The following is a 25,472-nucleotide window of genomic DNA, read 5'->3' as shown; positions in this document are numbered from 1 at the left end:
GGGGATATTTAATGAAAAAATCGATCTTTCCACTTGCCCTCATCATCCTATTGACAGCTTGTCAAAGCCCCAAGCAGGAGATACATTATATCGCCAAAAGTGAACATTGGAAAGCCATCTATCATAGTAATGGTGAGGTGGGCTTACGCTTATTTTATCTGGGAGATGATGATGATTTGGGGCCTTTAGAAATTACAATTGAGGGGACAAAAGAATCCCAAAATTTAAGTGATGTTCAGTTAAATAAAGATGGCTATTATTCCTTCACAAAAAAAGAAAGTGAGAAAATCTTTAAACGAGAAACAAAGCCAATGATCCATGTAGAATGGCAATCTGAAGATGAGACCTTAGAAGTGAAAAATCATTAGGAGATAATAATAAAATGCGAATTGAACAGCGCGAAGATATAGTGATTTTTGATGGGCTAGAAATCAGCGGTACGATTCAAAAAAATCAACAATGCCCGAGTTGTCAAAATTCCATCATCTATGATGACACGTTTGATAGTTATTTTTGTGCGATGTGTAATGAGTGGCAAGAGGAGGCATGTGATGACCCGCATTGTCACTATTGTGTTCAACGTCCAGAACGCCCATTGCAAGTCCGTCGCTAAATTTTTTTCTTTTTTAGTGTTTGACAAAGAATTCACTATTCGTTATAGTAATTAACAATTTCATACAAAATGAAATGGGCAATGATAAGGACAAGAGATGCGATTAACCATTTATAGAGAGGGAGGCCTTGGCTGCAAGCTTCCTAATGTCGTACTCCCATCTTACTACCTTGGAGCCGTGCTTGGAAACTTGCACCGTTTTTTGCAGCGTTACAGCAAAATCAATGAGCCACTAGCTTATAAACTAGTGGGAATTTGGGTGGAACCACGGGTAATCAACACATACTCGTCCCTTCTTAGGGGCGGATATGTGTTTTTTTTATCTACACAATTATGCCAAGGTGTAATTGATTTTATTACGAAAAGGAGTAGAGAAACATGTCAAATCAACGTATTCACATTCAATTTCCAGATGGTCAACAACAAGCATTTACTAAAGGTGTGACACTAACCGATATTGCACAAGCGATTCGTCCAGAGCTTCGTAAAAAGGCAGTCGCAGGGAGTGTTAACGGAACCATCATTGATTTGACGCACCCGATTATGGAAGATGCACAAATTACATTGTACGATGCAAGCTCAAAGGAAGGGATCGAGGTCATTCGCCATTCTACGGCCCATTTATTAGCTCAGGCAATTAAACGACTTTATCCACATGCACAATTTGGAGTAGGACCAGTCATTGAAAATGGCTTTTATTATGATATAGACATTGCTAATACACTGACACCGAGTGATTTACAGCAAATTGAAAAGAAAATGAAACAAATTGTACAGGAAAATATACCGATTCATAGACGCGAGGTTTCACGTGAAGAAGCAAAGCAATTATTCGTCCATGATGCGTTAAAGCTAGAGCTGTTGGAGGCAATTCCTGTAGATGAGCTAGTTACGATTTATGAGCAGGGAGATTTTTATGATTTATGTCGTGGTCCACATGTCCCGTCTACAGGCAAATTACAGCATTTTAAATTAATGCATGTGTCAGGCGCTTACTGGCGAGGCGATAGCAATAATCAAATGCTTCAGCGTATTTATGGCGTTGCCTTTGCTACAAAAGAGGAACTGCGCGATCATTTTATCTTCTTGGAGGAAGCAGAAAAGCGAAATCATCGCAAGCTAGGTAAAGAGCTATCGTTATTTATGTTTTCAGAGGAAGCACCTGGCATGCCCTTCTATTTAGCCAATGGTCAAATTTTACGCAATGAACTGGAATCGTATTTGCGACATTTACAAGCAAAATATGATTATAGGGAAGTACGAACACCACTGATGATGAACCAACGCTTATGGGAGCAGTCAGGTCACTGGGATCATTATAAGGACAATATGTATTTCACACAGGTGGATGACCAAAGCTTTGCCTTAAAGCCGATGAACTGTCCTGGGCATATGCTGATTTTCAAAAATGCCTTACATTCCTATCGGGATTTACCTATACGTATGGCAGAATTTGGGCAAGTGCACCGACATGAATTTAGTGGCGCCTTGAATGGTTTGTTACGTGTACGAACTTTTTGTCAGGATGATGCCCATATTTTTGCAACACCACAGCAAATTGAGGATGAAATTGCACTGGCCTTAAAGATTATAGATGAAGTGTACAACGTCTTTGGCTTTGCGTATACGATTGAATTATCGACACGACCAGATGATTATATGGGTGATTTGGCACTGTGGGATCAAGCAGAAGCAGCACTTGAAAATGTCCTAAACAATTTAGGTATTGCCTATACAATTAATGCAGGGGACGGGGCTTTTTATGGACCGAAAATTGACATCCATATTAAAGATGCGATTCAGCGCAGTCATCAATGCGCAACAGTTCAGCTTGATTTCCAGCTACCAGAGAAATTTGATTTAACGTATATTAATGAGCACAATGAAAGGGTGAGACCTGTTGTCATCCATCGTGCAGTGTTTGGCTCAATTGATCGCTTCTTAGGTATTTTAATCGAGCATTTTGGCGGAGCATTCCCAACTTGGCTGGCACCACAGCAAGTCCAAGTGATTGGGGTAGCAGAGGCACATCAAGGCTATGCCAAGCAAGTTGTTGAAGCTTTACAACAAGCAGAAATCCGTGTGCAATTAGACGACCGTCAAGAAAAGCTCGGCAAAAAGATACGAGAAGCCCAATTGCAAAAAATACCATATATTGTGGTAATCGGTGATCGTGAGGTTGCCAACCGAACTGTAGCTGTTCGCAGACATGGTCAGCAAAATTCCGCTGATAAGTCACTACAGCAATTAATAGAAGAAGTCACAGCAGCCATTCAACAAAAAAGTTTAGCTTAATTCAAGTAAAGAAAGCTTGCGATGAATGTTCGTCATTCATCGCAAGCTTTTTAATTGTTAAGAAATTTTTACTTCTATTTTTTTTGAAATGACTACTAGAATCTACATGGTGTGCATACAATGAATTAAAGGTGCTTGGAACTTTCTTGAAAATGCGAATGTCCCAGTATTACTTTTTGTGTTTCAGCGTCGATGACAAGAAATTTGCGATAGGATTCATCGGTATTGTGCTGAAAGGATGCTAAAAAATAAACTTGTCGATTGGGATGAATAAAAGTATGTTGAGAGAGGTCTATTGTTTCCTGTTTACCATCTGTTTGTAAATAAAAACGTTTTGTCGCATTTGCTACATCTTTAAAAGCCATCTTTTGACGAATATTCAATGAAGCATTGGTATATTCCTCATAAATCGCACGATTAAGCTGCTGATAAAATGTGTCCTCATCACGAAACGATTGAAATTGGTTGTTTGGGTATTGATATAGTGTATTTATTTCAGTTGGTGTGCAAAGTGTGGGTGTTGTATGGTCTACTGAATGTTGAGGTGGCATTAATATTTTGGAAACAACCATAAAAGTTAAGATGAATACGTGCATCATTCAACCTCCAAATGTTTTCTTATCAAAAACATCGCCTACTTTTTCATTCTCTATACATTATGAGAAATGGCTAGGTGAATGCATGTATCATTCCTGATAAAACCAGCCAATAAAACATGGCTTGGCTTTATCATATCTATTCTTTCTTCTATTATATGCCTCGTTATGATTAGGAAGCTTGTGCTTGTTTTAAATATCTATTAAGTAAGACATCCAATTCTTGACTGTAATCTACTACAATAGGGTGGGTGAAACCAAGATCCTTTGCTTTTTTATACATAATTCTTCGTTTGATCTCAATTTCCGCCTTCAAGAATTGTTTAAGTAATAAGTTAACCAAGATATTTTCCTCCTAATTTTTTATCCATATTCTTGAAATAAATTTTTATGACCTCGATTCAACTTTTTCATTGTATATCACTTATATTAAAAAAAATGTCACATTGTGTATCGTTTCTTAAATTCGTAATTTAGTCATAGATAAGGTACTTCATCCTATTTAGCTCGATTGAAAATTTTTATGTATTATAGATAAATAGTGCTGTGAATTTCCCTTTTTATAGAATTTAATACATGACTTAAAACCCTATTCATGTGCTGGATAGGGTTATTCACGTTCTTTGTTTTAGAAAATATTAAGGGGGAAATGGAGAAGTATTGAGTCTTTTATACTAAGAAAAAAGTTGTGATTAGAGATTGAATTTTCCGATAATTAAGCGTAGAATTCATATCTTGTCACATTTTAGCAAATTCCCTTTTTTGTTGTTTAGAAATGGGGACATTTCATTGTCTATGGTGAAATGTTGAGAATTTTTGAAATTAATGGAATAATGGATGGTAGATGAGGTGATGAAGCGCATGATGAAAAAACTGGTTTCAATCATTGCTTTTTTAAGTTTACTAACGCCATGTGAAAGGGAGAGCCCTTACAGGAACCGACCATTGTGTATGACATGGATACGACTTCGACATCCACTGAATTTAGCTATGTAGCGGATTTATCTTTTGAAAATAGAGAGGCCTATCAAGCATTTTTAAACGATGGAGAGATTCGTCTTTTACAAACCTTTTCAAACAGAGGAAATGCTGCTCATTATGTTGGATTTAGTGGAAGAACTTCGTATGGATGCATTAAATGCAATTACTGACAGCCATGTTGCATTCCCCATAAAAGAATTGTTTGAGCAGTACGGTTTCACTTACGTATTTCATTATAGATTTTATGCTCGAATAGCTATTCATGAATCGAATACTCCTGATTCACAGTTCGTTTAACTGGAAACTTCCGTTGGGAGTCAGTGCTACATCAAAACATATACCCTGCAATTTGAAATGTTCATTAAGATTAAAGAGGAGAAACAGATGACTGAGATTTATTTTGTTAGACATGCACATGCCCATTATTCAGAGGATGAATATCATCGTTCACTATCTGCTCAGGGACAAAGGGATGCAGAGCGTGTCACAAATCTTTTGAAGCATCAGCGAATTGACGCAGTTTATGCTAGTCCCTATCGTAGAGCCATTCAAACAGTGGAGGGGATTGCACAGGCGCGTCATTTACCCGTCCAAACGATAGATGCTTTAAAAGAACGGCAGCTTGCTAGTGGGAAGCTGGAGGATTTTCATGCAGCAGTTCAACGGGTGTGGCATGAGCCAAGCTTTGCATGGGCAGGTGGAGAGTCCAATCAACAGGCGATGGCTCGTGCTATTCCAAGTTTGCGGCGCATCCTTCTTACTCATCCAGAGGAGTCTGTCGTTATCGGTACACATGGCAATATCATGGCATTGATGATGCAATATTTTGATGCCCAGTACGATTATGCATTTTGGCAAACGCTAAGTATGCCAGATATCTATCGATTATCCTTTCAAGGGCTATCCTTACAGGAAGTAACACGTGTGTGGCAAGCGGACTGAACAAAAGAAAAGAGATACTACAGCAATCATAGTATCTCTTTTGTGCTATTCTGTTAATTCCTCTCCCATTCGGAGCGTAAGAGGCCAAATAAAACTACGTCATGGAATGTACCAAAGCGGAAAATTTCTTGGCGTAAAATGCCTTCTTTTGTGAAGCCACATTTCTCATAGGAGCGAATAGCTGCTGGGTTAAAGCTAAAAACCTGAAGCTTGATTTTCTGAACAGCTATATATTGGAAGATAAAATCAATGAGCGTTTTCATTGCATCCGTGCCATAGCCCTTGCCGTGCCACTCTTTCCCAATTGAAATGCCGACAGAGCAAGTGCTATTTTGCCAATTCACTGCATAAACGCCACAGGAGCCTATTAACTGTTGTGACGCTTTTTCATAGATACCGAAAAAGTATTCCTCCTTCTTCCCACTGATACTGTTAAAGAAAGCGGTATGATCCTCTACAGTTTGTGGAAAAGGAATCTCGTCATTAGCAAGTAGCAAAGAGGTAATCTCGCTTTCGATTGCTATAAAAGCCTCTAGGTCAGCAGTAGTCATTTGTTGTAAAGTGATCGATTGCCCTGTTAAAAATGTTGTCAAATAGTGTTCCATTATTTTATTCTCCCTTGTACAAGGGCTGCAAGTAGCGTTACAACCCTACGATTGTTGGTAATATTTTCACGTCTACTGCATCTTTCACACTCATAAACCCACCCCTTTTTTGTGCATACTTCCATAGTAGCATGAGGGACTAAGAGAATGGAAGAAATTATGTTAAAATATGTCATAGTTAAAGAGAGAGAGGGATTAAGATGCGCACAACATATTTTGCGAATTTATTACAATACTTACCACAAGAAGAGCAGCAACAATTACAACAGGCTTTTGGTGCTTCAGAGACACAAATTCAGGCCTTGTTAGAAGTATTTCCGAACTGCCCACAAGCTTTGGTGGAGCTATTACAGGATGTCAATGGTACATATTATTGTCAGCATGGGCAAGAAACGATCTGTGTTTTAGTGCTAGGCTCTGATTTAGGGGATTATCCGTATTATTTAAAATCGGTGGAGCAAATCATGAAAGATTATCATGATAAACGTGAAACAATTTATGAGCGCTATCAGGAATTTTTAGCGTATGTGGAAGTAGATGAAAAGATTAATATGCATGTCCTGTTAAATGAACGGCTCTGCTTTGCTGATTGTATGAATAATGGGGGCACATCGAGCCTATATATTGATTTTACGCCAAATGAAGCGGGACAAGTTGGCCAGGTGGTTCGTTATGTCCATGATCCTGATAGCTTTGAGGTGATTGCAGCTTCGTTTGAGGATTATTTACAGCAACTTATAGAGGGAGACTATGAATTCACTGCTATTTACGAGGAGGAATTCGAGTGACTATGCAGCTCAAGTTCTATGAGGACAAAGCACAAAATTTAGTAGAACAATATACCCTAACAGAAGAGCAGCTACGCTATACAAAGTCTCCAAAAGAAAGCATTGCACTTGCTAAGCAGGATCATAGTCGACATGCCATTTTAGCAATGGACGGTAACAAGCTAGTCACGTTCTTTGTCTTACATGAAAAAGAGGGGGTGACGCCTTACTCCTCCAATGAACATGCGCTATTAATCCGTTCCTTTTCCACTGATTTTTATGAGCAGGGCAAAGGCTATGCCAAGACAGCACTTCAATTATTGCCTGACTTTGTTCGCAAGCATTTCCCACTCATCAATGAGCTGGTGCTTGGGGTCAATGTGCCAAATAGAGCTGCTCAAGAACTTTATAAGCGATGTGGCTTTGTCGATGAAGGCAGACAGGCAATGGGACTTCGAAATGAGCTAAAGGTGATGAGCTACTATATGAAGGAGGTTGAAAATTGAGCCATCATATAATTGAAGCAAGAATGGAGCATTTACAAGCACTTTGTACAATCGATCAAGAAGTAATTGGAGATTCATCCAGAGCGGAAGAAATTCAGCAAGCTATCAAAGAGAAACGCTGTTTGCTATACCAATCCGCCGATACCATTGGGGGGTTTTTGCTATTTAGCAATGACTTTTTTGGCTATAGCTTTATTTCCTTAGTCATTGTCAAGCCGTCCGAGCGCAGAAAGGGGATCGCATCTGCCTTAATGACCGCTTATATCCAAATGGCTAAAACAGCAAAGGTTTTCTCCTCTACAAATCAGTCCAATAGGCGTATGCACCAGCTTTTTCATAACCTAGGCTTTGTCAAAAGCGGTTTTATCGACAACTTGGATGAGGGAGACCCGGAAATTATTTATATGAAACAAGCCTCACCACAAACATAGGGTGAGGCTTTCGTTTATTTTTTTGCTTTGATGAATAAAAAGGATGGTCTGCGTAGCTCCTTTTCAATAGAAGGAAGTTGTTGAATGGCTGCTGTGCTTGGAATTGGTTCTACGATTTTATCAATGGTTAACCCATGGGTAATCAATGTATTGACCAGTTTCGCTATAGTGCGATGATATTTGACAACACCATCCACCAACCATGTTTGCTCACGCTTGCCTTCTTCCTGGTAATGATCCACAGCATAGTGCAGACGTTGATGATTGTCATCATATACCCAATTATCATCTGTTGTATGACGAGCTGTAGCAATAGGATGCTCTACAGAGAAAATAAATACACCGTTAGGACGTAGCATGTGAGCAATTTGACCAATGACCGCATCGAAATCTTTGACATAATGAAGAGATAGGGAGCTGGTTATACAATCAAAGCTAGCCGAAGGAGCTTCATAATCCTCTATTGCCTGTAGCTGATAGTCAATTTGTGAGTGGGCATGCTCCTGTTTAGCGACGGACAGCATATTGCTCGAAACATCTAATGCGGTTACGTGCTTGGCTTGATGGTCGATACAATACGTGGCGAAATCCCCCATACCACAGCCAATATCGAGTACCTGTAAATTTGTCAACGGTGGAAGTAAAGCCTTCATCGTGGGCTGCTCCAAAAGACGGTTATAATTAGATGCTTTTTGTCTCAATGTCTTGTAGTGATGAAAAAATATCGGATTATCATAAATATTTTGTTTCATTAAAAGCCTCCAGTTTATGAAACATAACGTTATGTTATTTGTGCGCATCATTATTGTCCCATGTAGATAGAAAAAGAAATAGACTTTTATTACAATTTTTTGTAAGATGTAGATAGAGGCATACCATTTTTTTGATACAGTTATCTTCCATTTAATGGGACATTTTATCGTTCCCTCTACATAATGATTGATCCTACCAAGCACATCCCCATTTCCATGTCATAAAAATGTAACAATTTGAAAAAATAAAAATATTTAAAGGGAAAACATGGCACTTCTTACACGCTATAACGTTCTTACTATTTGGAAGCATATTCCGAAAAAGAGACGTTGGAGGGATTCTATTGAATCAAGAAAGTTTGTTATCCATTAGTAGCAATGCCTTATTTATTGCCTTTATTCTACTACTCATTGCTATTGTGCCATTAGGGCTAGCAGTCAAATCAAAGAGAAAAACATTCGGTAAGCTAGGACTATTGCTCACTTATATAGCCTTTGCCCTACAGCTCGTGTACTTTGTTGTCAGATGGGTGGCGGTTGACCATGCACCTGTCAGTAATATGTATGAATTTATGACGTTCTTTGGCATCATGCTTACAGGAAGTTACTTAATTATCCATTTCTTATATAAGCAAATCGTGGTTGGCTTATTCACGATTCCTGTATCCTTAATCATCCTTGGTTATGGAAGCGTTTTCGCGAAGGAAGTATCGCCGCTTGTTCCATCATTACAAAGTCACTGGTTAACAATTCATGTCATGACTGTGGCCTTTTCTAGTGCCATTTTATCTGTATCCTTTGCTACAGGTTTAATTTACTTATTAAGAACGCTGGATGTTTCCAAAAAAACTATCAGTACATACGGTCTTGAGTTTGTGTTGTATTGTTTGGTGGTTGTCATTGGCTTTATTGGCGTATCGACGTTTTTCAGCCTTGCCACAGAAGAGGTGCAGGTACAATTCGATAATGCACAGGGACAGCAAGAAAAAGCCACTTACTCCATGATGCCCCTGATTGTCAGTAAAGGAGCCGTCACCGAGAAGGGTGAAGCAATCGGTGGTGTCGAAATCACAAATAAAATAGATGCCAAGAAATTAAACTCGATTGTCTGGGCATTTATCGTGGGTACTATTTTATATGGTGTCATTCGATTCATCACAAGAAAATCAGTGAGTGCCTTATTAAAGCCATGGACAAGCCGCGTACAGCCACAATTAATGGATGAGATTTCCTATCGCGCAGTTGTTATCGGCTTCCCATTATTTGCATTAGGTGGCCTGCTATTCGCCATGATTTGGGCGCAAATTGCCTGGAGTCGCTATTGGGGCTGGGACCCGAAAGAGGTGTGGGCATTAATTACCTTTTTATTCTACGCAGCCTTCCTCCATTTTCGCTTATCCAAAGGCTGGGAAGGAGAAAAAACAGCCTGGTTGGCCATCATCGGCTTCGGCATTATTGTGTTCAACCAAGTATTTGTCAATCTAGTCATTGCCGGCTTACATTCTTATGCCTAGTTAGAGGTAGGGGGTCTTGACTCCTAAGTAATCCTGACTGAGTGAGGAGGAGCCCGCTCTAAAGTGAGGAGAGAGCGCTCAAGCTAGTCAGGTAATCGCTCCAACTAGTGAGAGAACCTCTTAGCTTTGGCCATCCTTTTCTTCTTATTAAAATATTCAACCGAAAAAAGCATTACGAAATGCATGTAGCACTTCGTAATGCTTTTTATTAATTATTTTTTGCGAAGTAGTCTAGCGTTGCTTGACCTAAAACGTTGGCGGCAATTCGTAATGAGCGCTCGTCGATATCGAATTTCGGATGATGGTGTGGATAGACTTCCTCCCAATCAGGGTTTTTCGCCCCTGTGAAGAAAAACGCACCGGGGATTTCCTCTAAGAAATAGGCAAAGTCCTCACCGCCCATATTTGGATCAACTATTTCAACAGTCTCAACATCTGCAATTTTCTCTGCGGACGCCATTATATGCTCAGTCTCTGCATCATGGTTCACAACTGGCGGATAGCCTCGCACATATTCATACTCGTAATCGGCTTTTGTTAAATAACAAGTTGCCTTTAAAAGCTCTTCGATTTCATGCTCTAACAAACTACGCTCCTCCTCGTGGAAAGTGCGCACCGTACCTTTCATGTACACTTGATCAGCAATGACGTTGAATGGATTTAATGCCTCAATATGCCCAATTGATACTACTGCTGGACGTAATGGGTTGATACGACGTGCCACAAGCTGCTGTAAATTTGTAATAAACTGAGCTGCAAGGACAATGGAATCCTTGGTGTCACTTGGGTTTGAACCATGGCCACCCTTACCTTTTATCGTTATATAAATACCATCTGCTGCAGCCATTAATGGTCCTTTAGCTGTTTGCACTTTGCCAAGATCAGTGGGTGCCCATAAATGTGTCCCAAAAATAACATCTACACCTTCTAAGCAGCCATCTCTAATCATCGAAATAGCTCCACCTGGCGCAAGCTCCTCAGCATGCTGATGGATAAAGACGATTGTTCCTTCTAAATCATCCTTCATTTGATTAAACGCCTTCGCTAAGATTAAGAGGGAAGCTGTGTGTCCATCATGGCCACAAGCATGCATACGCCCTTTAATTTTCGATTGGAAAGGTAAGCCGGTTTCTTCCGTAATGGCTAAAGCATCAAAGTCTGCTCGCAAGGCTACTGTTTTCCCTGGTTTTCCACCAACTAGCTTTGCCACAACACCATTGCCACCTACACCTTCACGAACCTCATGTCCTAATGCGCGATGAAAGGCAGCAATGGTTTTTGGCGTTTCAACCTCTTCAAAGGAAAGCTCAGGATTTTCATGGAAATGACGACGAAGCTGTATTGTCTCTTCTTCATAATGTTTTAATAAATCTGCTAACTGTTGTTGTAATGTTGTCATTTACTAACACTCCTTATTTTAAGTAAATATAATCTCCCGGACCAAGCGGTAAACCGAATAGGAACCAAATGGCGAAGAGGATAATCCAACCGATTGCGAAAAACACCGAGAACGGCAATAAAGAAGATATAAGCGTGCCTATACCGATATTTTTATCATAGCGCTTTGCAAATGATAGTAAAATCGCGAAATACGGTAACATAGGGGTAATTGGATTTGTAATCGAATCCCCTACACGATAGGCCATTTGTGTAACCGCTGGGGAATAGCCTAAATATAAGAACATTGGTACGAAAATTGGAGCAAGTAAAGCCCATTTTGCAGAAGCACTGGCGATTAATAGGTTGACAAAGGCACAAATTAAAACAAAACCTATCATCATTGGTAAGCCTGTAAAATTCAATGCTTGTAAAAGCTCGGCACCTTTAATGGCTAAAATAGAGCCAATATTGCTCCAGTTGAAAAAGGCAATCATTTGTGAAGCGGCAAACGCTAATACAATAAATGGCGCCATATCTGCAATGGATTTAAAAATTTTCTCCGCAACTTCCTTATCATTTTTAACCTCCTTCGCTGCAATCCCATAGGCAAGGCCAGGTAATAGGAAGAAGAATAACATGATAGGGACAATGCCTGCCATGAAAGGTGAGTTTAAAAAGCCACCTGTTGCAGGATCACGTAAAAGACCGTTCGACGGTATGACTGTAAAAGCAATGACTAAAATATAAACTAGCGTGACGATTCCAGCCCATTTCAATCCTCTCTTCTCTAAAGCTGTCAATGGCTCTAGCTTTTCAATTTCACCGTGAAACGAACCAAAGCGAGGCTCTGTAAACTTTTTTGCAACCCATGTACCTATAATGACTAATAAAAACGTCGAAGCAATTAAAAAATAGTAGTTCATCGTTGCGCGACCAGTGTACGCTGGGTCTGCTATTTGTGCTGCTGATTCTGTAATCCCTAATAATAATACATCTAGAGAGCTAATTAATATGTTCGCACTGAAGCCTCCAGCTACAGCTGCATATGTAATAATTAAGCCTGCTAATGGATTTCGACCAACACTCATAAAAATCATGGCTGCAATTGGTGGTAAAATGATAAATGCCGCGTCAGCCGCTAAGTTACCAACTAAACCTGTAAAAATGATAAAAGGTACAATTAATTTTGTAGGTGCTGACATCACAATTTTCTTCATGACAGCTGAAATTAAGCCTGTTTGCTCAGCTAAACCAATACCAATCATTGTCACGATTACTAGCCCTAACGGAGCAAAGCCTGTAAATGTTGAAACCATCTGCGTTAAAATTAAGATAAGTCCTTCTTGACTTAGCAGATTTTTTACTTGAATGACATCTTCGGTCCCAGGTTGAACTGCTGAAATACCGAGCATGGATAAAACCCATGATAAAACTAGTACTACACCAGCTAGAATAATAAATAACGTGATTGGGTCTGGTAGCTTATTACCTGCACGCTCGATTTTATCTAACATGTTGTCAATCCAAGATTTTTTCTTAATTGTTTGTGAATTCCCTTGCATAAATTTCATCTCCTTTTATACTTTATTAGACTTAACCTTTAAAAATCCAATGTCTCTATTTTAAGACATTGGAAATCTATGTCCTTTATACAAAGAAACCATATTTTCTGACTATTTTCAATATTTATTTTTATTTAAGGAGCTATATGTATGTATAAAATTAATGTTTTTACCGCAAAACGCTCACTTTCATGGGTTCAACAGCTTGAAAAAATTAAACCCTCTTTTTGTGAATTTCATTACTATGCGTATACTGATTTTGAACAGTTGAATGAGCTATTAGAAAAATATTTGGAAGGGGGAGATGGAGCGCTTTTTAGCGGGCAAATTCCATATTTCTATGCTCAAAAACATTTTCAAGAAGCAACGGTACCCATGCATTATTTTGATATTTCAGAACGTGATTTTTACCGTACCGTTACGGAGCTTTTTTATGAGAAGAAGATTGCCATGAATCGTATTGCCATCGACTTTTGCTATGAGGAAAACGGCTATTTGGGCATTCATGAATGGTCGATAGGAAAAAAACCTTATCTTTTTAGCCAAACGATGAGCGAGTACGCAAGTAGCGATATTGTCGATAAAGCTGGTGAATGGCACATACAATTGCATAAGGAAAACAAGGTTGATTTGACCTTTACCCGCATTGCAGAAATACGTGAGCGCTTAGCTGATCAAAATATACCCTTTATCGCTTTTTACCCGTCTCCCTATGCAATGCAATTAACATTAGATCATTTTCTCAATCAACTTCAAATTCGGCAGCTTAACCAAAATAAAGTAGTGGTAGTCCATATTTTAATTCCGATCGATAAATCGAATATAGAAGACCTAGAATATCGGCAAATTGCCTTATATAAAACTATATTAGATTTCAAACAACTGTATGCTAGCTCATTTATCGTACATCGTGAGGCATCCTTTATTGCAATTATCACGACGTATAAGCAATTTTTAAGTACAACGAATCGTTATTCCCATTGTCATTTGGTTGATTTTTTAAATGAGAAGCTTTCGTTTCCTGTCAGAATAGGGTGGGGAATTGGTGATTCTTTAGTTGAAAGTCAGGAGTTTGCTAAAAAAGCTGCAACCCTCTGCTCTTCAAAGGAAACACAGGGATACATTATCGAAAATACACGAGAAATCGGGCCATTACTTTATGGAACGATGCTACAGTTTGACGATGAAAAACAACAGCATTTAAAAAATTTAAGTACGACATATGATATTCCCTTACTACAATTACAAAAAATAGAAGCGATGCTGGAAAAACTAACGACAACGATCGTCAGTGGAGAACTGCTCAGTACACATCTTGGCATTACGGTACGCTCTGCAAACCGCATTTTAAAGCAGCTCCATGAAAAAAACTTAGCACATGAATTACCAAGCAATACATCCACCACGCGTGGACGCCCAAAAAAGTATTACCAAATTCATTTATATTAGTCAGGATGGAATGGTTCATACGGTGGGGGCTACCTGTGAAAGTTGATAGGATGAATAAATCCTGGCACAGGAAAAAAGAGACATCCATTTACGAATGTCTCTTTTTATTTGCACGTCTATGTTAAGTGAAGATTATAGTTTCACTACATTCGTTGCTTGAGGTCCACGGCTGCCTTCTTCTACGCCGAATTCAACTTTTTGGCCCTCTTCTAAAGTTTTGAAGCCATCAGATTGGATAGCTGAGAAATGTACGAATACATCATTGCCACCTTCAACTGCGATGAAGCCAAAACCTTTTTCTGCGTTAAACCATTTTACTGTACCTTGTGTCATGTAAACACCCTCCCAAAAAAATTCAACAATCAATTGCTTCTATCACATATAAAAAACGTATTCAAAAGCTCGTATTACTTTTGAATACGTGTTTTTAATCATAGCAATGAAGTAATGTAATTATTACCCTTATTATAGTACAGAATTATTTGTATATCCAGTAAATTCCGTTTTTAGTAAGGAAAAATTTACATTTGTAATCTAATAGTAAAGAAGCGCTATTTCCTCATTAATTAATCCATGCTTTTTCTTTAGCAACGATAACAGCCTCCGCCCGCGATTCTACATTCAGCTTGACGAATAGCTTGGATAAATAGTTCTCCACCGTACGCTGGGTGACACCTATTGCAGAGGCGATGGCTTTATTGGTACAGCCTTGGGCAACGAGCTGTAGTATTTCCTGTTCCTTATCGCTTAGTAGAACCTCCTGCTGCACATTTGGCAGGTTGGAGCGCTGCTGAACAAAGTCTAAGAAATCGGCTGCCAGTAGAATCTCACCTCTTATGGCTGCTTGAATGGTTTGGATCACTTGCTCCTTTGTTGCTAGCTTTGATAATAGACCATCAATTTTTTTCTCAATTAATAGCTCATAATAATCGGAAAGTTCGTAGCCTGTGTAAAGTATAATCAATGCATCTGCTTGTTTTTTCTTAATCATCTCTGATAGTTGAATGCCGTTGATTGGCTTCATATTGATATCAATCAGAAACAACTGAAAGGTATCTGTATCCATTCTTGATAAAACGGCTGCGCTATCCTGTTCTGTTTCGATTTGAACATTGGCTAAATCCTGCAACAATGTTTTCGTACCATCTAAAACGACAGGATGGTCATCTATAATAAGTATGTTCATCATATGATTCCCCGTCCTCTTGTATTTGTATATAAATATGCATGCCCTCATTAGGGCTCGATTGAATGGTAATGTCACCATTAAAAGCACGGACACGTTCACGAATGCCATTAATACCCATTGATGCAGAGGACTGTATTAAATCGTCAATGTCGCAGCCTATACCATTATCATCGTATCGAAGGATAAAGCCTTGAGGGATGGCATGTAATTGAAGTAAAACCTCTGTTGCTTCGGCATGCTTGATTGCATTATTTAACAGCTCCTGCACGAGACGATAGACTACGAGATGCAGGGTGACATCCTGAAATTCTACACGATCAATTTGTGCGCTTAATAAAAAATCAGCCCTTATTTTTACCTTTTGGATGAGTTTTTTTAATGCCATTTGTAAACCAAAGGTATCTAATAGTGGGGGACTCAAGTTCTCACAATATTCTCGTAAGTCCTTCGTTGCATTTAATAACTGCTCGCGTATAGCTAGTACGGTTTCCTTTTGAATAGTAGGAGAGCCAGCTAGGACATCAAGCTCTCTGGCTAAATGAAGCTGCTCCTGCAAAATGGTATCATGTAATTCCTGTGCTAAAATACTCTTTTCCTTCTCAATAATATTCCATAGCAATTTATCGAGCCATGGAAGCGGTGTATCACTGGTATTTTTTATATGCTGAATTTCACGCACTAAATCCTCAATTTGCTGTAAGTTATTGATAAACATCGACACATACAGTGCAAGCAATTCTAACCAAAGCAGCTCTTCCTTTTGCAGAGCATGGTGTATTTCTAACATAATCTTTTCCTCACCAGCATCATGTAACAGTAATTGCGGATAGTAGCTTACATGCTGTGGAGAATCGTCTGTGATTGTACAGATATGAAACGCTGTCGTTCCAAGCTTCTCGGTGATTTCATATTTAAAACGATCCAATAATTCTTGTTGGTTTTTTGCTTTGCCCATGCGCTGAACGGCTGCATATAAATTATGTACATAATTTCCAGTAGAAGCGAAGATAATTTTCCGATACTTAAAATCAATGCGTTCTTTTATATAAAAGCTCGCAATGATCACCATAAAGACAAGTAAAAAAATACTTGTGACATGGACGATGGATAGCTCCCCCATGAATAACAGGGCAATCCCTGCTGTTAAAAGAAGCGCACTGAAAAAGGCTAGCGTTGAATAATAGCGTAATCGTGATAATTGGTATTCAATATCGAATAATCGTTCGTTCACCTGAATGAACAGAAAAGAGAACGGAATAAATAATAAAAACAATGCGGCGATTTCAGCGTGTAATATCGGCTTATGTCCTAATATTTCAGGTGTAACGAAGAATAATAAAAAGGGTAAAAATGGCACGATAAAGGCAAGTGCAATTAAACGAATTTTGGCCAATTTTGTACGTAAATAACTCGTTACTAAAATATAAATTGCATAGAGCACTAGGACAGCAAATAAGCTCAAGTTCAAGATAGATGTTATCTCACGTAATGTTGGTATAACTTCCTCAAGTAGATAACAGCCAGGGATGATAGGTGTTAATAAGTATAGCCATTTACTGTGAGGGTAGGTCCATCTGATTTGTAGAAATTTGAAAAAGTGTTGTAAAAAGTGAATAAAGAGAACCATACATAAAATAATACAAATGCCAATGACAATCATCCCGATCATATTTCCTCTTGCTGATGCGCCAGTACTGATATAGGCCAATGAGCAAGTTAATAAAAATAGGATCAATAAAAACGTTGAAAGATTATTTTGATTGCGTCGCCAAACATAAAGTGCGACTCCAAAAGCTAGGAAAAAATAAAAGATGGGGAACAAAATTTGCAAATATAATTCTTCTGGCATATCTCGATGCTTGACAGCAATGGTGTGAATGCTCTGATCAGCCTTTTGAATCGTTAATGAATTGGCGCTTCTAACGACCCTTTGTAGCCGAACGTAGCGATTCTCTATGGCTGGCTGCCCATCGATAGTCACAATCACATCCCCTTTTTCAATATTTTTTTGCTCTGCCCATTGAGGATAATAGCTATCCATAATAACAGGCTGACCATTTGTCGTATCGAGAGTGAGACTAATAAAGGGTGTTTTGATGGTAATACCTAATACATAAATTCCAAGAATTAAATAAGTAAGAAAAATACAATATGTCCATTTTTTCATTGTGAAACCTCGAATTTGCTTATGATCTTAATCTCCTATATATTATCGCTAATTATTGATAAATTTGGAATACCGAAATAACGGGTTTCGGAAAACCACTATTGTTTTTTCGGAATAACGAAATAGTGTTTTCGGACATGGGTATGATAGGGTAAATTTAATCATTAGTGACGAATAGGGGGACTTCTGCGTGAAAAAAGGCATTTTAACACTTATTCTTTTTTTTCTCATCGCTATGATCACCATTCCATTGACCACGAAGGCGAAAACGGTGAATCAGGATAAAGTCGAAGTTGAAATTGGTCTTATAGGTAGTGATCATCATTTTATCTATAAGATTCCGAAGCACCTACATAAGGATATGCCCTATACAGAAATGAAAAATGGTATTCAAGCTTCCTTAGCTAATCATTGGAAAATTGGTGAGACTCGTTATGAGGCCAATAAATCCGATGTTGCCTATACCTTTTATATTCAGGATTTATTTCAAGAAAAGCAGGATGGTCAGTTAAAAGTAGCCATACCCTATCGTCATCTCGTAGGGATGTTTGGCGAGCAAGATCCTATTCAATTGCGTATTTTAGCGAGTAAATTATCCAAGTGGACTGTCAATACAAAGGATTGGACAGCGCTTGGCTTTATGGAGCCCTTTACTTTTTTAAGTGAACGTGAATATGTCTATGAGGGAGCGGTACAAGAGTTATTAAATCAAAGAGTGGGCCATTTTGATGGCACCATTCAAAAAAGTCAGTTGCTTGTATACAGTGTCATTTATTTTTGCTTTATGGCTATCCAACTGCTTGCTTGTCTTATTTTATCCAGACGGTTAAAAAGAAAAATCATTAAAAACCCAGACAATATGCATCAGTTCCGTAAACTCAATTACCTGTATCAATTGGTGCCGATCTTAATCATTGTCGCACAAATCGTGTTTCTTGTATTATCAGGTCTGATTACAGCATTTGGATTATATTTTAGTCCTGGGATTGATTTATTAGTAATCGTTGGACCTGTTTTATTAAATATCATCTTGCTGCCCACTTTTTTCGTCACAACGGAGAGTGAAATTTCGAGGGAGCTCAACAATAATTCGTTGTGAAATGGTATAATGGTCAACAGCAAACTTGAAGGAGCTGTTGAAGAAAAATGACGCATCCAGAATTAGCGTACTTAAATTTACTACAACATATATTAGAAAATGGCACAAAGAAAGAGGATCGTACTGGGACAGGTACATACAGCGTCTTTGGGTATCAAATGCGTTTTGATTTAAGCAAAGGGTTTCCTCTTCTAACGACAAAGCGTGTGCCCTTTAAGCTTGTAGCAAGTGAATTATTATGGTTCATTAAAGGGGATACCAATATTCGTTACCTGTTGCAGCATAATAACCACATCTGGGATGAATGGGCATTTAAGAAATGGGTGGAATCTGATGAGTATACAGGCCCAGATATGACAGATTTTGGTCGACGCTGTTTAGTAGACGAGTCATTTAACGCATTGTATCAGAAAGAGCTTGCTTCATTTTGTGAACGTGTCTTAACAGATGATGACTTTGCACAGCAATATGGAGATCTCGGAAATGTCTATGGCAAACAATGGCGCCATTGGACAACCTCTGATGGCGAGAGCCTTGATCAGCTACAGGATGTCATTCATCAGATTAAGCACCAACCTGATTCACGCCGTATCATTGTCAATGCATGGAATCCTGAGGATGTCATTAATGCGGGCGCAAAGGGCAGTAAAGCTGCATTACCACCGTGCCATGTGATGTTCCAATTTTATGTAGCAAATGGTCAATTAAGCTGCCAGTTAATGCAAAGAAGCCTTGATACATTATTAGGCTGTCCATTCAATATTGCGTCTTACGCCTTATTAACACATTTGATCGCACATGAGTGTGGCTTAGAGGTTGGCGAATTTATTCATAGCATTGGGGATGCCCATATTTATGCTAACCATGTGGAGCAAGTGAAAGAACAGCTATCACGTGAGCCAAGAAACCTACCAACATTGCACATCAATCCAAATAAAGCATCCATCTTTGATATAGAGCTTGAGGATTTATCGATTGAAGGATATGATCCACATCCTGCGATAAAAGCACCGATTGCCGTATAATGCCAACAGCAGCCTTTTTGGTTGCTGTTTTTTCAAACGAATAGCTAGGTCTAACTATTTGTTTTACGAAATAGGTAAGTAGTTGGATGACTGGATGAAAAGAAATTGATTATAGTTATTATGGTGTAATTAGCATTATTTGGTATAATGGCAATAGTCCATTATATTGTAGGGGTGATAGTTGTGAAAAATACAATGGTACTTCTAGTAGATGAATATGATCGACAGCAAAGCGAGCCAGAACAAAGCATGGGTTCTGTTCAACATGCATATTCTTGTAACAAGATCGAATTGTCGCAGCAACAAATTCAAGAAATGATGCAAATCATCGAAGAGATTCGTTTGAAAGGTTATAAAGATACACTATAAATGTAAGCGCCTCCTAAGCTATAATGGCTATGGAGGTGTTTTTTTTATGAACGTTATTTTTATCGATTCTTATTCTGGGGAAGAGCTGCTACATATGGTGTCACAAGATGTAGCAGGCATTTTGGCAGCAGCGCAAGGAGAAAGTGTGACATTTCCTGTAGGTCACTTTAAATATGAATTTCATAATTTAGATTTTTATGAGGACAACGGTCAAATACGACAGGAATTAGTCATTTACGTAAAAAAAATATAAGCGATACATTAGCAACAGCTTAACCGGGAACAATATATACAGGTGACAGTGCTTGACTTTTTTCTGCACCTGTAACTATAATAGTTACAACAGGTGGTGATACATATGGTGAACAGTCGATTTTCGGTGGCGATCCATATTCTTTCGCTCATTGCTACAACCTCTGATAAAAGTCTCCTTACGTCCGATTTTATAGCTGGAAGTGTGAATACCAATCCAGTAGTCGTAAGAAGAATGATTGGTGTGCTAAAAAAAGCAGGCTTACTTTCTTCTCATTCTGGCATGGCTGGCTATGAGCTATTAGTAGCGCCAAAGGATTTAACACTGCTAGCGATTTATCAGGCAATTGATGGGCCAGAGCAGCTATTTGCCATTCATGATGAGCCAAATCCAGCGTGTGCAGTAGGTCAAAAAATCAAGCATACATTGGAGGGTGTCTATACATCTGTGTGGCTGGCAATGGAAGAGCAATTACAAGCACAGACGCTACAGGATGTGCTAGATCAGCTTCGTACTTAGACGGAGATGGTCTTCTTGTATCTAACCTGTAACTAAAATGGTTACAACTAAACCTTAGGAGGAATAAATCATGAAAATTGCCGTAATTGGTGCAACAGGAAAAGCTGGACAAAAAATAGTAGAGGAAGCGGTACAACGTGGTCATGAGGTCACAGCCATCGTTCGTTCCGCAGCAAAAGTGACAGCTGCTATTCCAGTAATTGAAAAAGATGTGTTTGATGTAACGCAAGATGATGTAAAAGGCTTCGATGTCGTTGTCAATGCATTCGGTGCTCCAGCTGGACAAGAAGATTTACATGTCAAAACTGGTCGTCATTTGATCTCAATTTTCCAAGGTATTCCTACAAAATTAGTGGTTGTAGGGGGAGCGGGCAGTCTATTTGTGGACCCAGAGAAAAAAGTGCGTGTGATGGATACACCAGATTTCCCAGCCATGTATTTAGCAACAGCGCAAAATCAAGGACAAAACCTACAGGATTTACAACAATCACCCATTACTTGGACATTTATTAGTCCATCTGCATTTTTCGATCCAGAAGGACCACGTACAGGTCACTATACAGCAGGCGTCGACCACTTATTAGTAAATGATGCGGGGGAAAGCTATGTCAGCTATGCCGATTACGCAGTGGCTGTCGTCGATGAATTAGAAAACCCACAGCACGTTAATAGCCGTTTCACAGTAACGTCAAATAAATAATAAAATGCAACCGAGCGTAGGAAATGCGCTCGGTTTTTTGTGATTTTTTTGCTTTTCTGAAGGATTTTTTTCGTTTACAGAAAAATGACTGTTTACAATACGACTTTTATTAGCTACTATCAAGTGTGAGTATTACATAAAAGGAGACGACAATAATGTCAACACAACGAATAGAAAAAGATTTTTTAGGTGAGCGCGTATTACCAGCAGAGGCGTATTACGGAATTCAAACACTACGTGCTACGGAAAACTTCCCAATTACAGGCTACACAATTCACTCTTCACTTATTAAAGCAATGGGGATTGTGAAGAAGGCAGCTGCATTAAGTAATATGGAAGTACACCTATTATCAAAAGAAATTGGTGAGGCAATTGTCGAAGCAGCACAAGAAGTGATTGATGGCAAATGGGATGCTGAATTTATCGTAGACCCAATTCAAGGTGGAGCAGGTACATCCATCAATATGAATGCCAATGAAGTCATCGCTAACCGTGCCCTAGAAATTTTAGGGAAAGAAAAAGGTGACTATCACACAGTAAGCCCAAACAGTCATGTCAATATGTCACAATCAACAAATGATGCTTTCCCAACAGCTATTCATATCGCTGTGTTAAATTTAATAGATGAATTATTAGTAACGATGGATTATATGCAATCCGTTTTCCATCAAAAAGCAGAGCAATTTGCTCATGTCATTAAAATGGGACGTACGCATTTACAGGATGCTGTGCCAATCCGCTTAGGACAAGAGTTTGAAGCTTATTGCCGCGTGATCAACCGTGACATCGTACGCATTCGTCAAACACGTCCAAATTTATATGATGTGAACATGGGTGCAACGGCTGTCGGTACAGGCTTAAATGCCTTCCCAGACTACATTAAATCTGTTGATGAGCATCTTGCTGAAATTTCTGGTTTACCATTAAAAGGTGCAACGCATTTAGTGGATGCAACACAAAATACAGATGCCTATACAGAAGTATCAGGCGCTTTAAAAATCTGTATGATTAATATGTCTAAAATTGCTAATGACTTGCGTTTAATGGCTTCTGGTCCTCGCGCAGGCTTAGGAGAAATCCTGTTACCAGCTCGTCAACCAGGTTCTTCAATTATGCCAGGTAAGGTTAACCCAGTTATGCCTGAGGTGCTGAATCAAGTAGCCTTCCAAGTAATTGGGAATGACCATACAATTTCTCTAGCATCGGAAGCTGGTCAATTAGAATTAAACGTAATGGAGCCTGTATTAGTGTTCAACCTAATCCAATCGATTAGCATTATGAATAATGTATTCCGTGCGTTTACAGAAAACTGCTTAAAAGATATTGAAGCAAATGAAGAGCGCATGAAAGAATATGTAGAAAAAAGTGTAGGCGTGCTAACAGCAGTTAACCCTCACATCGGTTATGAAGTAGCTGCTCGTCTAGCACGTGAAGCTATTTTAACAGGTCGTTCAATTCGTGAGCTTTGCATTGAAGAAGGCGTCCTAACAAAAGAACAATTAGACTTGATTTTAGATCCATATGAAATGACACACCCAGGTATTGCGGGTTCTAGTATCATGAAATTAAAATAAAACGAGCAATAATGGACTGTAGACATGCCCTAAAAGGCTGTCTATAGTCTTTTTTTGTAGACCTTTTCTCATATAAAATAGAGCGTATCCTTATGTATTTTAGGATTATTCAACTATAATAATGGTATGGAAGACATATTTTAGTTGGGGGAATTTGTAATGAGTTTACGAAAAAAGAGTTTACTTGGCTTTTCCGTTTTAAATGTTTTAATGATCGTTATTTTATTTATCGATTTAGCCAATGTAACGACATTGGATTGGTTTTCTACCGTGTTAACGATTGTAGGAATTGCTATTACACTATCTTACACAGTGTATGTCCACTACAAAGTGATACAGCCTATCAAACAAATCACAGAGGCTGCACAAGGAATTACGGCAGGTCAATTAGATACCGTTGTCATTGAGGTTCGTGATAATGGTGAAATTTCTCAACTAGCACAATCCTTTTTAGAGATGCAGGAACAATTACGAACAATGACACAAAAAATTGCGCACAGCTCTACAGATTTATCGGCAAGCATCGAGGAATTATCTGCGAGTACGAATGAAATTACGCTTGCTGTGGAAGAAGTAGATCAACAAATGGAGAAGACGTCAGAGGGCTTGAAGCAAGCAGCACAATCGGCTAATGATAGTGCTAAATCTATGCAAGAAACCGTTGATGGCATTGAGCGAATTACAGTAGCCACACAAGATGTGTTTGTGCATGCGAAAGATGCTAGCGAGATAGCAGGAAATGGTGCAAATATTTTACATGTGGCAAAAGAGCAAATGCAATTTATTTCCTCTTCAACAGAAAAAACAAGTGGATTGATGCAGCAATTATCCCTTAAAATGTCAGATATTAAATCAATGACAGATATGATTACTACCATTACAGATCAAACAAATCTACTAGCATTAAATGCGGCCATAGAAGCAGCACGCGCTGGGGAGCATGGTAAAGGCTTCGCCGTTGTAGCTGAAGAAGTGCGTCAATTAGCAGAACAATCAAAGCACTCTGCTACGCAAATTGTGGATTTAGTTGTAGGAATAGAAAGTGATACAAAACAAGTAGCCTCATCAGTAGAAGATGATTTGAAAAATGTTCAACAAGGAGTGTATGTCATTGACGAAGCGACAAAATCATTTGGCACAATTTCACAGCATGTTAGTCAGATGACAAGTCAGCTAGAGGATATTTCGACGACAGCTGAGCAGCTTTCAAGTAGCGCCAATGAAGTGGCATCCACTGTGACAACCATCGCAGCTGGCATGGGCAAGCTATCGAATTATACAGAAGCTGTTTTACATTCAATGGATGAGCAAACAGCCTCAATGCAAGCAGTTAATCATGTCACACAGGATTTAAGTGTCCAAGCGGATAACTTACAAAAGTTAACAAATCAATTTCATGTCTAGGTAAGAAATTGATATTTTCAAGATTTTTTAGCCCTGAAATAACTATCACATATTAATAATTTTATAAGTTTTTTAGTATAATTTTTATCTTCCTGTCACACATTCGAGAAGAGGCTTTTTTACAGACGACCAATTTTCTGTAAAATATGCCTCTTTTTTTATTATTTATTTCGTAAACTTGTAAATTAACAGATAAATAAAAATGTTGAATTTTCTAATCGAGTTTCTTATAATGGACTAGCTGTTACCTCTATTACTCACTTCAACTATTGCAACCCGCACTCGCCGGGTCAACAAGTCATTTCTATTTCTCTTCGCATATCCCTTGCGAAATTATAATTTGTAAGACAACAACTAAATGTAACTAAAACTGAATCGTAAGACCATTACAAAAAATTGAAAGGAAGTCATGCCTCGAAAAAATATTATTGAAAGATAATTCTGAATAAAAGAAAGAGAGAGATTGGATTGAAGCTATCACCAGTTGAACAAGAAAAATTACTCCTCCATGTGGCAGGAGAACTTGCGCTGAAAAGAAAAGCTCGGGGCTTAAAGCTGAATTATCCAGAAGCTGTCGCTCTAATTAGCAGTTTTATTATGGAAGGTGCTCGAGATGGTAAAACGGTAGCACAGCTTATGAGTGATGCCAAGCATGTACTGACAGCGGAAGATGTGATGGAAGGTGTCGGGGACATGATTTCAGATGTGCAGGTTGAATGTACATTCCCAGATGGGACGAAGCTGGTCACAGTTCACCGTCCAATTCAGTAAAAGGAGTGT

The 25,472-nt window shown here is 38.7% G+C and carries 28 protein-coding genes; 19 read left to right on the top strand and 9 right to left on the bottom strand.

Annotation, left to right across the window (positions count from 1 at the left end):
• The first annotated feature begins 11 nt into the window (after window positions 1–11).
• From QH639_RS21955 to thrS, 3 genes are all read left to right on the top strand, one after another.
• The gene (locus tag QH639_RS21955; protein ID WP_131520333.1) at window positions 12–368 is read left to right on the top strand and encodes a membrane lipoprotein lipid attachment site-containing protein; all 357 of its coding nucleotides are present in this window, start codon (window positions 12–14) and stop codon (window positions 366–368) included.
• Between the two features lie 14 nt (window positions 369–382).
• Window positions 383–613: a hypothetical protein gene (locus QH639_RS21950; protein ID WP_131520332.1), complete on the top strand. Its 231-nt coding sequence runs from the start codon at window positions 383–385 to the stop codon at window positions 611–613.
• A gap of 378 nt (window positions 614–991) precedes the next feature.
• Complete coding sequence (gene thrS / locus QH639_RS21945) at window positions 992–2,908, top strand: threonine--tRNA ligase (protein ID WP_131520331.1); 1,917 nt, start codon at window positions 992–994, stop codon at window positions 2,906–2,908.
• 125 nt (window positions 2,909–3,033) lie between these two features.
• Here thrS and QH639_RS21940 read toward each other — a convergent pair whose 3' ends face one another.
• Window positions 3,034–3,507, bottom strand: a complete 474-nt coding sequence (locus tag QH639_RS21940; protein WP_281115248.1) for a hypothetical protein — start codon at window positions 3,505–3,507, stop codon at window positions 3,034–3,036.
• A gap of 169 nt (window positions 3,508–3,676) precedes the next feature.
• Window positions 3,677–3,847 carry an aspartyl-phosphate phosphatase Spo0E family protein gene (locus tag QH639_RS21935; protein ID WP_004230265.1) on the bottom strand — a complete coding sequence of 57 codons (171 nt, stop codon included), beginning with the start codon at window positions 3,845–3,847 and terminating at the stop codon, window positions 3,677–3,679.
• A gap of 701 nt (window positions 3,848–4,548) precedes the next feature.
• On the opposite strand from QH639_RS21935, the gene QH639_RS21930 reads away from it, so the two are divergent.
• Complete coding sequence (locus QH639_RS21930) at window positions 4,549–4,782, top strand: hypothetical protein (RefSeq protein WP_131520329.1); 234 nt, start codon at window positions 4,549–4,551, stop codon at window positions 4,780–4,782.
• 87 nt (window positions 4,783–4,869) lie between these two features.
• The gene (locus QH639_RS21925; protein WP_131520328.1) at window positions 4,870–5,427 is read left to right on the top strand and encodes a histidine phosphatase family protein; all 558 of its coding nucleotides are present in this window, start codon (window positions 4,870–4,872) and stop codon (window positions 5,425–5,427) included.
• A gap of 53 nt (window positions 5,428–5,480) precedes the next feature.
• Here the strand turns inward: QH639_RS21925 and QH639_RS21920 are convergent, their stop codons facing one another.
• Window positions 5,481–6,032, bottom strand: a complete 552-nt coding sequence (locus QH639_RS21920) for a GNAT family N-acetyltransferase (RefSeq protein WP_131520327.1) — start codon at window positions 6,030–6,032, stop codon at window positions 5,481–5,483.
• A gap of 200 nt (window positions 6,033–6,232) precedes the next feature.
• Between QH639_RS21920 and QH639_RS21915 the strand changes: the two genes are divergently transcribed.
• From QH639_RS21915 to QH639_RS21905, 3 genes are read left to right on the top strand one after another with little or no spacing between them, the layout of a single operon-like run.
• Window positions 6,233–6,820, top strand: coding sequence for an SMI1/KNR4 family protein (locus tag QH639_RS21915; protein ID WP_131520326.1), 588 nt, complete (start codon window positions 6,233–6,235; stop codon window positions 6,818–6,820).
• Window positions 6,817–7,305, top strand: coding sequence for a GNAT family N-acetyltransferase (locus QH639_RS21910; protein WP_281115247.1), 489 nt, complete (start codon window positions 6,817–6,819; stop codon window positions 7,303–7,305). Before QH639_RS21915 ends, QH639_RS21910 begins: the two co-directional genes overlap by 4 nt.
• On the top strand, window positions 7,302–7,736 hold the full coding sequence (locus tag QH639_RS21905) for a GNAT family N-acetyltransferase (RefSeq protein ID WP_054549263.1): 435 nt from the start codon (window positions 7,302–7,304) through the stop codon (window positions 7,734–7,736). Before QH639_RS21910 ends, QH639_RS21905 begins: the two co-directional genes overlap by 4 nt.
• Window positions 7,737–7,750: 14 nt before the next feature.
• On the opposite strand, the gene QH639_RS21900 is transcribed toward QH639_RS21905, so the two are convergent.
• Window positions 7,751–8,488 carry a class I SAM-dependent methyltransferase gene (locus tag QH639_RS21900; protein ID WP_281115246.1) on the bottom strand — a complete coding sequence of 246 codons (738 nt, stop codon included), beginning with the start codon at window positions 8,486–8,488 and terminating at the stop codon, window positions 7,751–7,753.
• 359 nt (window positions 8,489–8,847) lie between these two features.
• Here QH639_RS21900 and ccsB point away from each other — a divergent pair, with 359 nt between their 5' ends.
• Window positions 8,848–10,002, top strand: a complete 1,155-nt coding sequence (gene ccsB / locus QH639_RS21895; RefSeq protein ID WP_193767334.1) for a c-type cytochrome biogenesis protein CcsB — start codon at window positions 8,848–8,850, stop codon at window positions 10,000–10,002.
• A gap of 208 nt (window positions 10,003–10,210) precedes the next feature.
• On the opposite strand, the gene QH639_RS21890 is transcribed toward ccsB, so the two are convergent.
• Both QH639_RS21890 and QH639_RS21885 read right to left on the bottom strand, forming a co-directional pair.
• Window positions 10,211–11,401, bottom strand: a complete 1,191-nt coding sequence (locus tag QH639_RS21890; protein ID WP_048394504.1) for an amidohydrolase — start codon at window positions 11,399–11,401, stop codon at window positions 10,211–10,213.
• Window positions 11,402–11,414: 13 nt separating this feature from the next.
• On the bottom strand, window positions 11,415–12,944 hold the full coding sequence (locus tag QH639_RS21885) for an AbgT family transporter (RefSeq protein ID WP_131520322.1): 1,530 nt from the start codon (window positions 12,942–12,944) through the stop codon (window positions 11,415–11,417).
• A gap of 150 nt (window positions 12,945–13,094) precedes the next feature.
• Here QH639_RS21885 and QH639_RS21880 point away from each other — a divergent pair, with 150 nt between their 5' ends.
• Window positions 13,095–14,393, top strand: coding sequence for a hypothetical protein (locus tag QH639_RS21880; RefSeq protein WP_131520321.1), 1,299 nt, complete (start codon window positions 13,095–13,097; stop codon window positions 14,391–14,393).
• Window positions 14,394–14,525: 132 nt separating this feature from the next.
• Here QH639_RS21880 and QH639_RS21875 read toward each other — a convergent pair whose 3' ends face one another.
• The 3 genes from QH639_RS21875 to QH639_RS21865 all read right to left on the bottom strand — a co-directional run bounded on the left by QH639_RS21875 (window position 14,526) and on the right by QH639_RS21865 (window position 17,749).
• Window positions 14,526–14,726 carry a cold-shock protein gene (locus QH639_RS21875; protein WP_004230248.1) on the bottom strand — a complete coding sequence of 67 codons (201 nt, stop codon included), beginning with the start codon at window positions 14,724–14,726 and terminating at the stop codon, window positions 14,526–14,528.
• 229 nt (window positions 14,727–14,955) lie between these two features.
• Window positions 14,956–15,582 (bottom strand): response regulator transcription factor, encoded by a 627-nt coding sequence (locus QH639_RS21870; protein ID WP_131520320.1) that lies wholly within the window; start codon window positions 15,580–15,582, stop codon window positions 14,956–14,958.
• Window positions 15,557–17,749, bottom strand: coding sequence for an ATP-binding protein (locus QH639_RS21865; protein WP_131520319.1), 2,193 nt, complete (start codon window positions 17,747–17,749; stop codon window positions 15,557–15,559). Before QH639_RS21865 ends, QH639_RS21870 begins: the two co-directional genes overlap by 26 nt.
• Window positions 17,750–17,939: 190 nt before the next feature.
• On the opposite strand from QH639_RS21865, the gene QH639_RS21860 reads away from it, so the two are divergent.
• The 9 genes from QH639_RS21860 to ureA all read left to right on the top strand — a co-directional run bounded on the left by QH639_RS21860 (window position 17,940) and on the right by ureA (window position 25,463).
• The gene (locus QH639_RS21860; protein ID WP_131520318.1) at window positions 17,940–18,848 is read left to right on the top strand and encodes a hypothetical protein; all 909 of its coding nucleotides are present in this window, start codon (window positions 17,940–17,942) and stop codon (window positions 18,846–18,848) included.
• 47 nt (window positions 18,849–18,895) lie between these two features.
• On the top strand, window positions 18,896–19,873 hold the full coding sequence (locus tag QH639_RS21855; protein ID WP_131520317.1) for a thymidylate synthase: 978 nt from the start codon (window positions 18,896–18,898) through the stop codon (window positions 19,871–19,873).
• 183 nt (window positions 19,874–20,056) lie between these two features.
• Window positions 20,057–20,242, top strand: a complete 186-nt coding sequence (locus QH639_RS21850) for a hypothetical protein (protein ID WP_048394492.1) — start codon at window positions 20,057–20,059, stop codon at window positions 20,240–20,242.
• Window positions 20,243–20,288: 46 nt separating this feature from the next.
• The gene (locus QH639_RS21845) at window positions 20,289–20,495 is read left to right on the top strand and encodes a hypothetical protein (RefSeq protein ID WP_036080672.1); all 207 of its coding nucleotides are present in this window, start codon (window positions 20,289–20,291) and stop codon (window positions 20,493–20,495) included.
• 105 nt (window positions 20,496–20,600) lie between these two features.
• Entirely contained in the window at window positions 20,601–21,014 is a 414-nt protein-coding gene (locus QH639_RS21840) for an Rrf2 family transcriptional regulator (protein ID WP_131520316.1), read from the top strand.
• Between the two features lie 70 nt (window positions 21,015–21,084).
• The gene (locus QH639_RS21835) at window positions 21,085–21,714 is read left to right on the top strand and encodes an NAD(P)-dependent oxidoreductase (protein ID WP_131520315.1); all 630 of its coding nucleotides are present in this window, start codon (window positions 21,085–21,087) and stop codon (window positions 21,712–21,714) included.
• Window positions 21,715–21,869: 155 nt separating this feature from the next.
• Entirely contained in the window at window positions 21,870–23,288 is a 1,419-nt protein-coding gene (aspA, locus tag QH639_RS21830; protein WP_004230240.1) for an aspartate ammonia-lyase, read from the top strand.
• A gap of 159 nt (window positions 23,289–23,447) precedes the next feature.
• Window positions 23,448–24,692, top strand: coding sequence for a methyl-accepting chemotaxis protein (locus tag QH639_RS21825; protein ID WP_048394485.1), 1,245 nt, complete (start codon window positions 23,448–23,450; stop codon window positions 24,690–24,692).
• A 468-nt stretch (window positions 24,693–25,160) separates the two neighbouring features.
• A complete protein-coding gene (gene ureA, locus QH639_RS21820) occupies window positions 25,161–25,463 on the top strand; it encodes an urease subunit gamma (protein WP_036080666.1) in 303 nt (100 codons plus the stop codon).
• Window positions 25,464–25,472 lie beyond the last annotated feature (9 nt).

Source organism: Lysinibacillus sp. 1 U-2021 (assembly GCF_029916965.1).
Taxonomy (GTDB): Bacteria; Bacillota; Bacilli; order Bacillales_A; family Planococcaceae; genus Lysinibacillus; species Lysinibacillus capsici.
The sequence above is the reverse complement of the archived record's forward strand: the minus strand, read 5'-3'. Positions and strand labels throughout refer to the sequence as shown.

What these genes read in the sequence shown, in the direction of transcription:
- QH639_RS21955 (WP_131520333.1), top strand. Translation starts at nt 12, where the DNA reads ATGAAAAAATCGATCTTTCCACTTGCCCTCATCATCCTATTGACAGCT.
- QH639_RS21950 (WP_131520332.1), top strand. Translation starts at nt 383, where the DNA reads ATGCGAATTGAACAGCGCGAAGATATAGTGATTTTTGATGGGCTAGAA.
- thrS (WP_131520331.1), top strand. Translation starts at nt 992, where the DNA reads ATGTCAAATCAACGTATTCACATTCAATTTCCAGATGGTCAACAACAA.
- QH639_RS21940 (WP_281115248.1), bottom strand. Translation starts at nt 3,507, where the DNA reads ATGATGCACGTATTCATCTTAACTTTTATGGTTGTTTCCAAAATATTA.
- QH639_RS21930 (WP_131520329.1), top strand. Translation starts at nt 4,549, where the DNA reads ATGGAGAGATTCGTCTTTTACAAACCTTTTCAAACAGAGGAAATGCTG.
- QH639_RS21925 (WP_131520328.1), top strand. Translation starts at nt 4,870, where the DNA reads ATGACTGAGATTTATTTTGTTAGACATGCACATGCCCATTATTCAGAG.
- QH639_RS21920 (WP_131520327.1), bottom strand. Translation starts at nt 6,032, where the DNA reads ATGGAACACTATTTGACAACATTTTTAACAGGGCAATCGATCACTTTA.
- QH639_RS21915 (WP_131520326.1), top strand. Translation starts at nt 6,233, where the DNA reads ATGCGCACAACATATTTTGCGAATTTATTACAATACTTACCACAAGAA.
- QH639_RS21900 (WP_281115246.1), bottom strand. Translation starts at nt 8,488, where the DNA reads ATGAAACAAAATATTTATGATAATCCGATATTTTTTCATCACTACAAG.
- QH639_RS21890 (WP_048394504.1), bottom strand. Translation starts at nt 11,401, where the DNA reads ATGACAACATTACAACAACAGTTAGCAGATTTATTAAAACATTATGAA.
- QH639_RS21885 (WP_131520322.1), bottom strand. Translation starts at nt 12,944, where the DNA reads ATGCAAGGGAATTCACAAACAATTAAGAAAAAATCTTGGATTGACAAC.
- QH639_RS21880 (WP_131520321.1), top strand. Translation starts at nt 13,095, where the DNA reads ATGTATAAAATTAATGTTTTTACCGCAAAACGCTCACTTTCATGGGTT.
- QH639_RS21875 (WP_004230248.1), bottom strand. Translation starts at nt 14,726, where the DNA reads ATGACACAAGGTACAGTAAAATGGTTTAACGCAGAAAAAGGTTTTGGC.
- QH639_RS21870 (WP_131520320.1), bottom strand. Translation starts at nt 15,582, where the DNA reads ATGATGAACATACTTATTATAGATGACCATCCTGTCGTTTTAGATGGT.
- QH639_RS21865 (WP_131520319.1), bottom strand. Translation starts at nt 17,749, where the DNA reads ATGAAAAAATGGACATATTGTATTTTTCTTACTTATTTAATTCTTGGA.
- QH639_RS21855 (WP_131520317.1), top strand. Translation starts at nt 18,896, where the DNA reads ATGACGCATCCAGAATTAGCGTACTTAAATTTACTACAACATATATTA.
- QH639_RS21845 (WP_036080672.1), top strand. Translation starts at nt 20,289, where the DNA reads ATGAACGTTATTTTTATCGATTCTTATTCTGGGGAAGAGCTGCTACAT.
- QH639_RS21840 (WP_131520316.1), top strand. Translation starts at nt 20,601, where the DNA reads ATGGTGAACAGTCGATTTTCGGTGGCGATCCATATTCTTTCGCTCATT.
- QH639_RS21835 (WP_131520315.1), top strand. Translation starts at nt 21,085, where the DNA reads ATGAAAATTGCCGTAATTGGTGCAACAGGAAAAGCTGGACAAAAAATA.
- aspA (WP_004230240.1), top strand. Translation starts at nt 21,870, where the DNA reads ATGTCAACACAACGAATAGAAAAAGATTTTTTAGGTGAGCGCGTATTA.
- QH639_RS21825 (WP_048394485.1), top strand. Translation starts at nt 23,448, where the DNA reads ATGAGTTTACGAAAAAAGAGTTTACTTGGCTTTTCCGTTTTAAATGTT.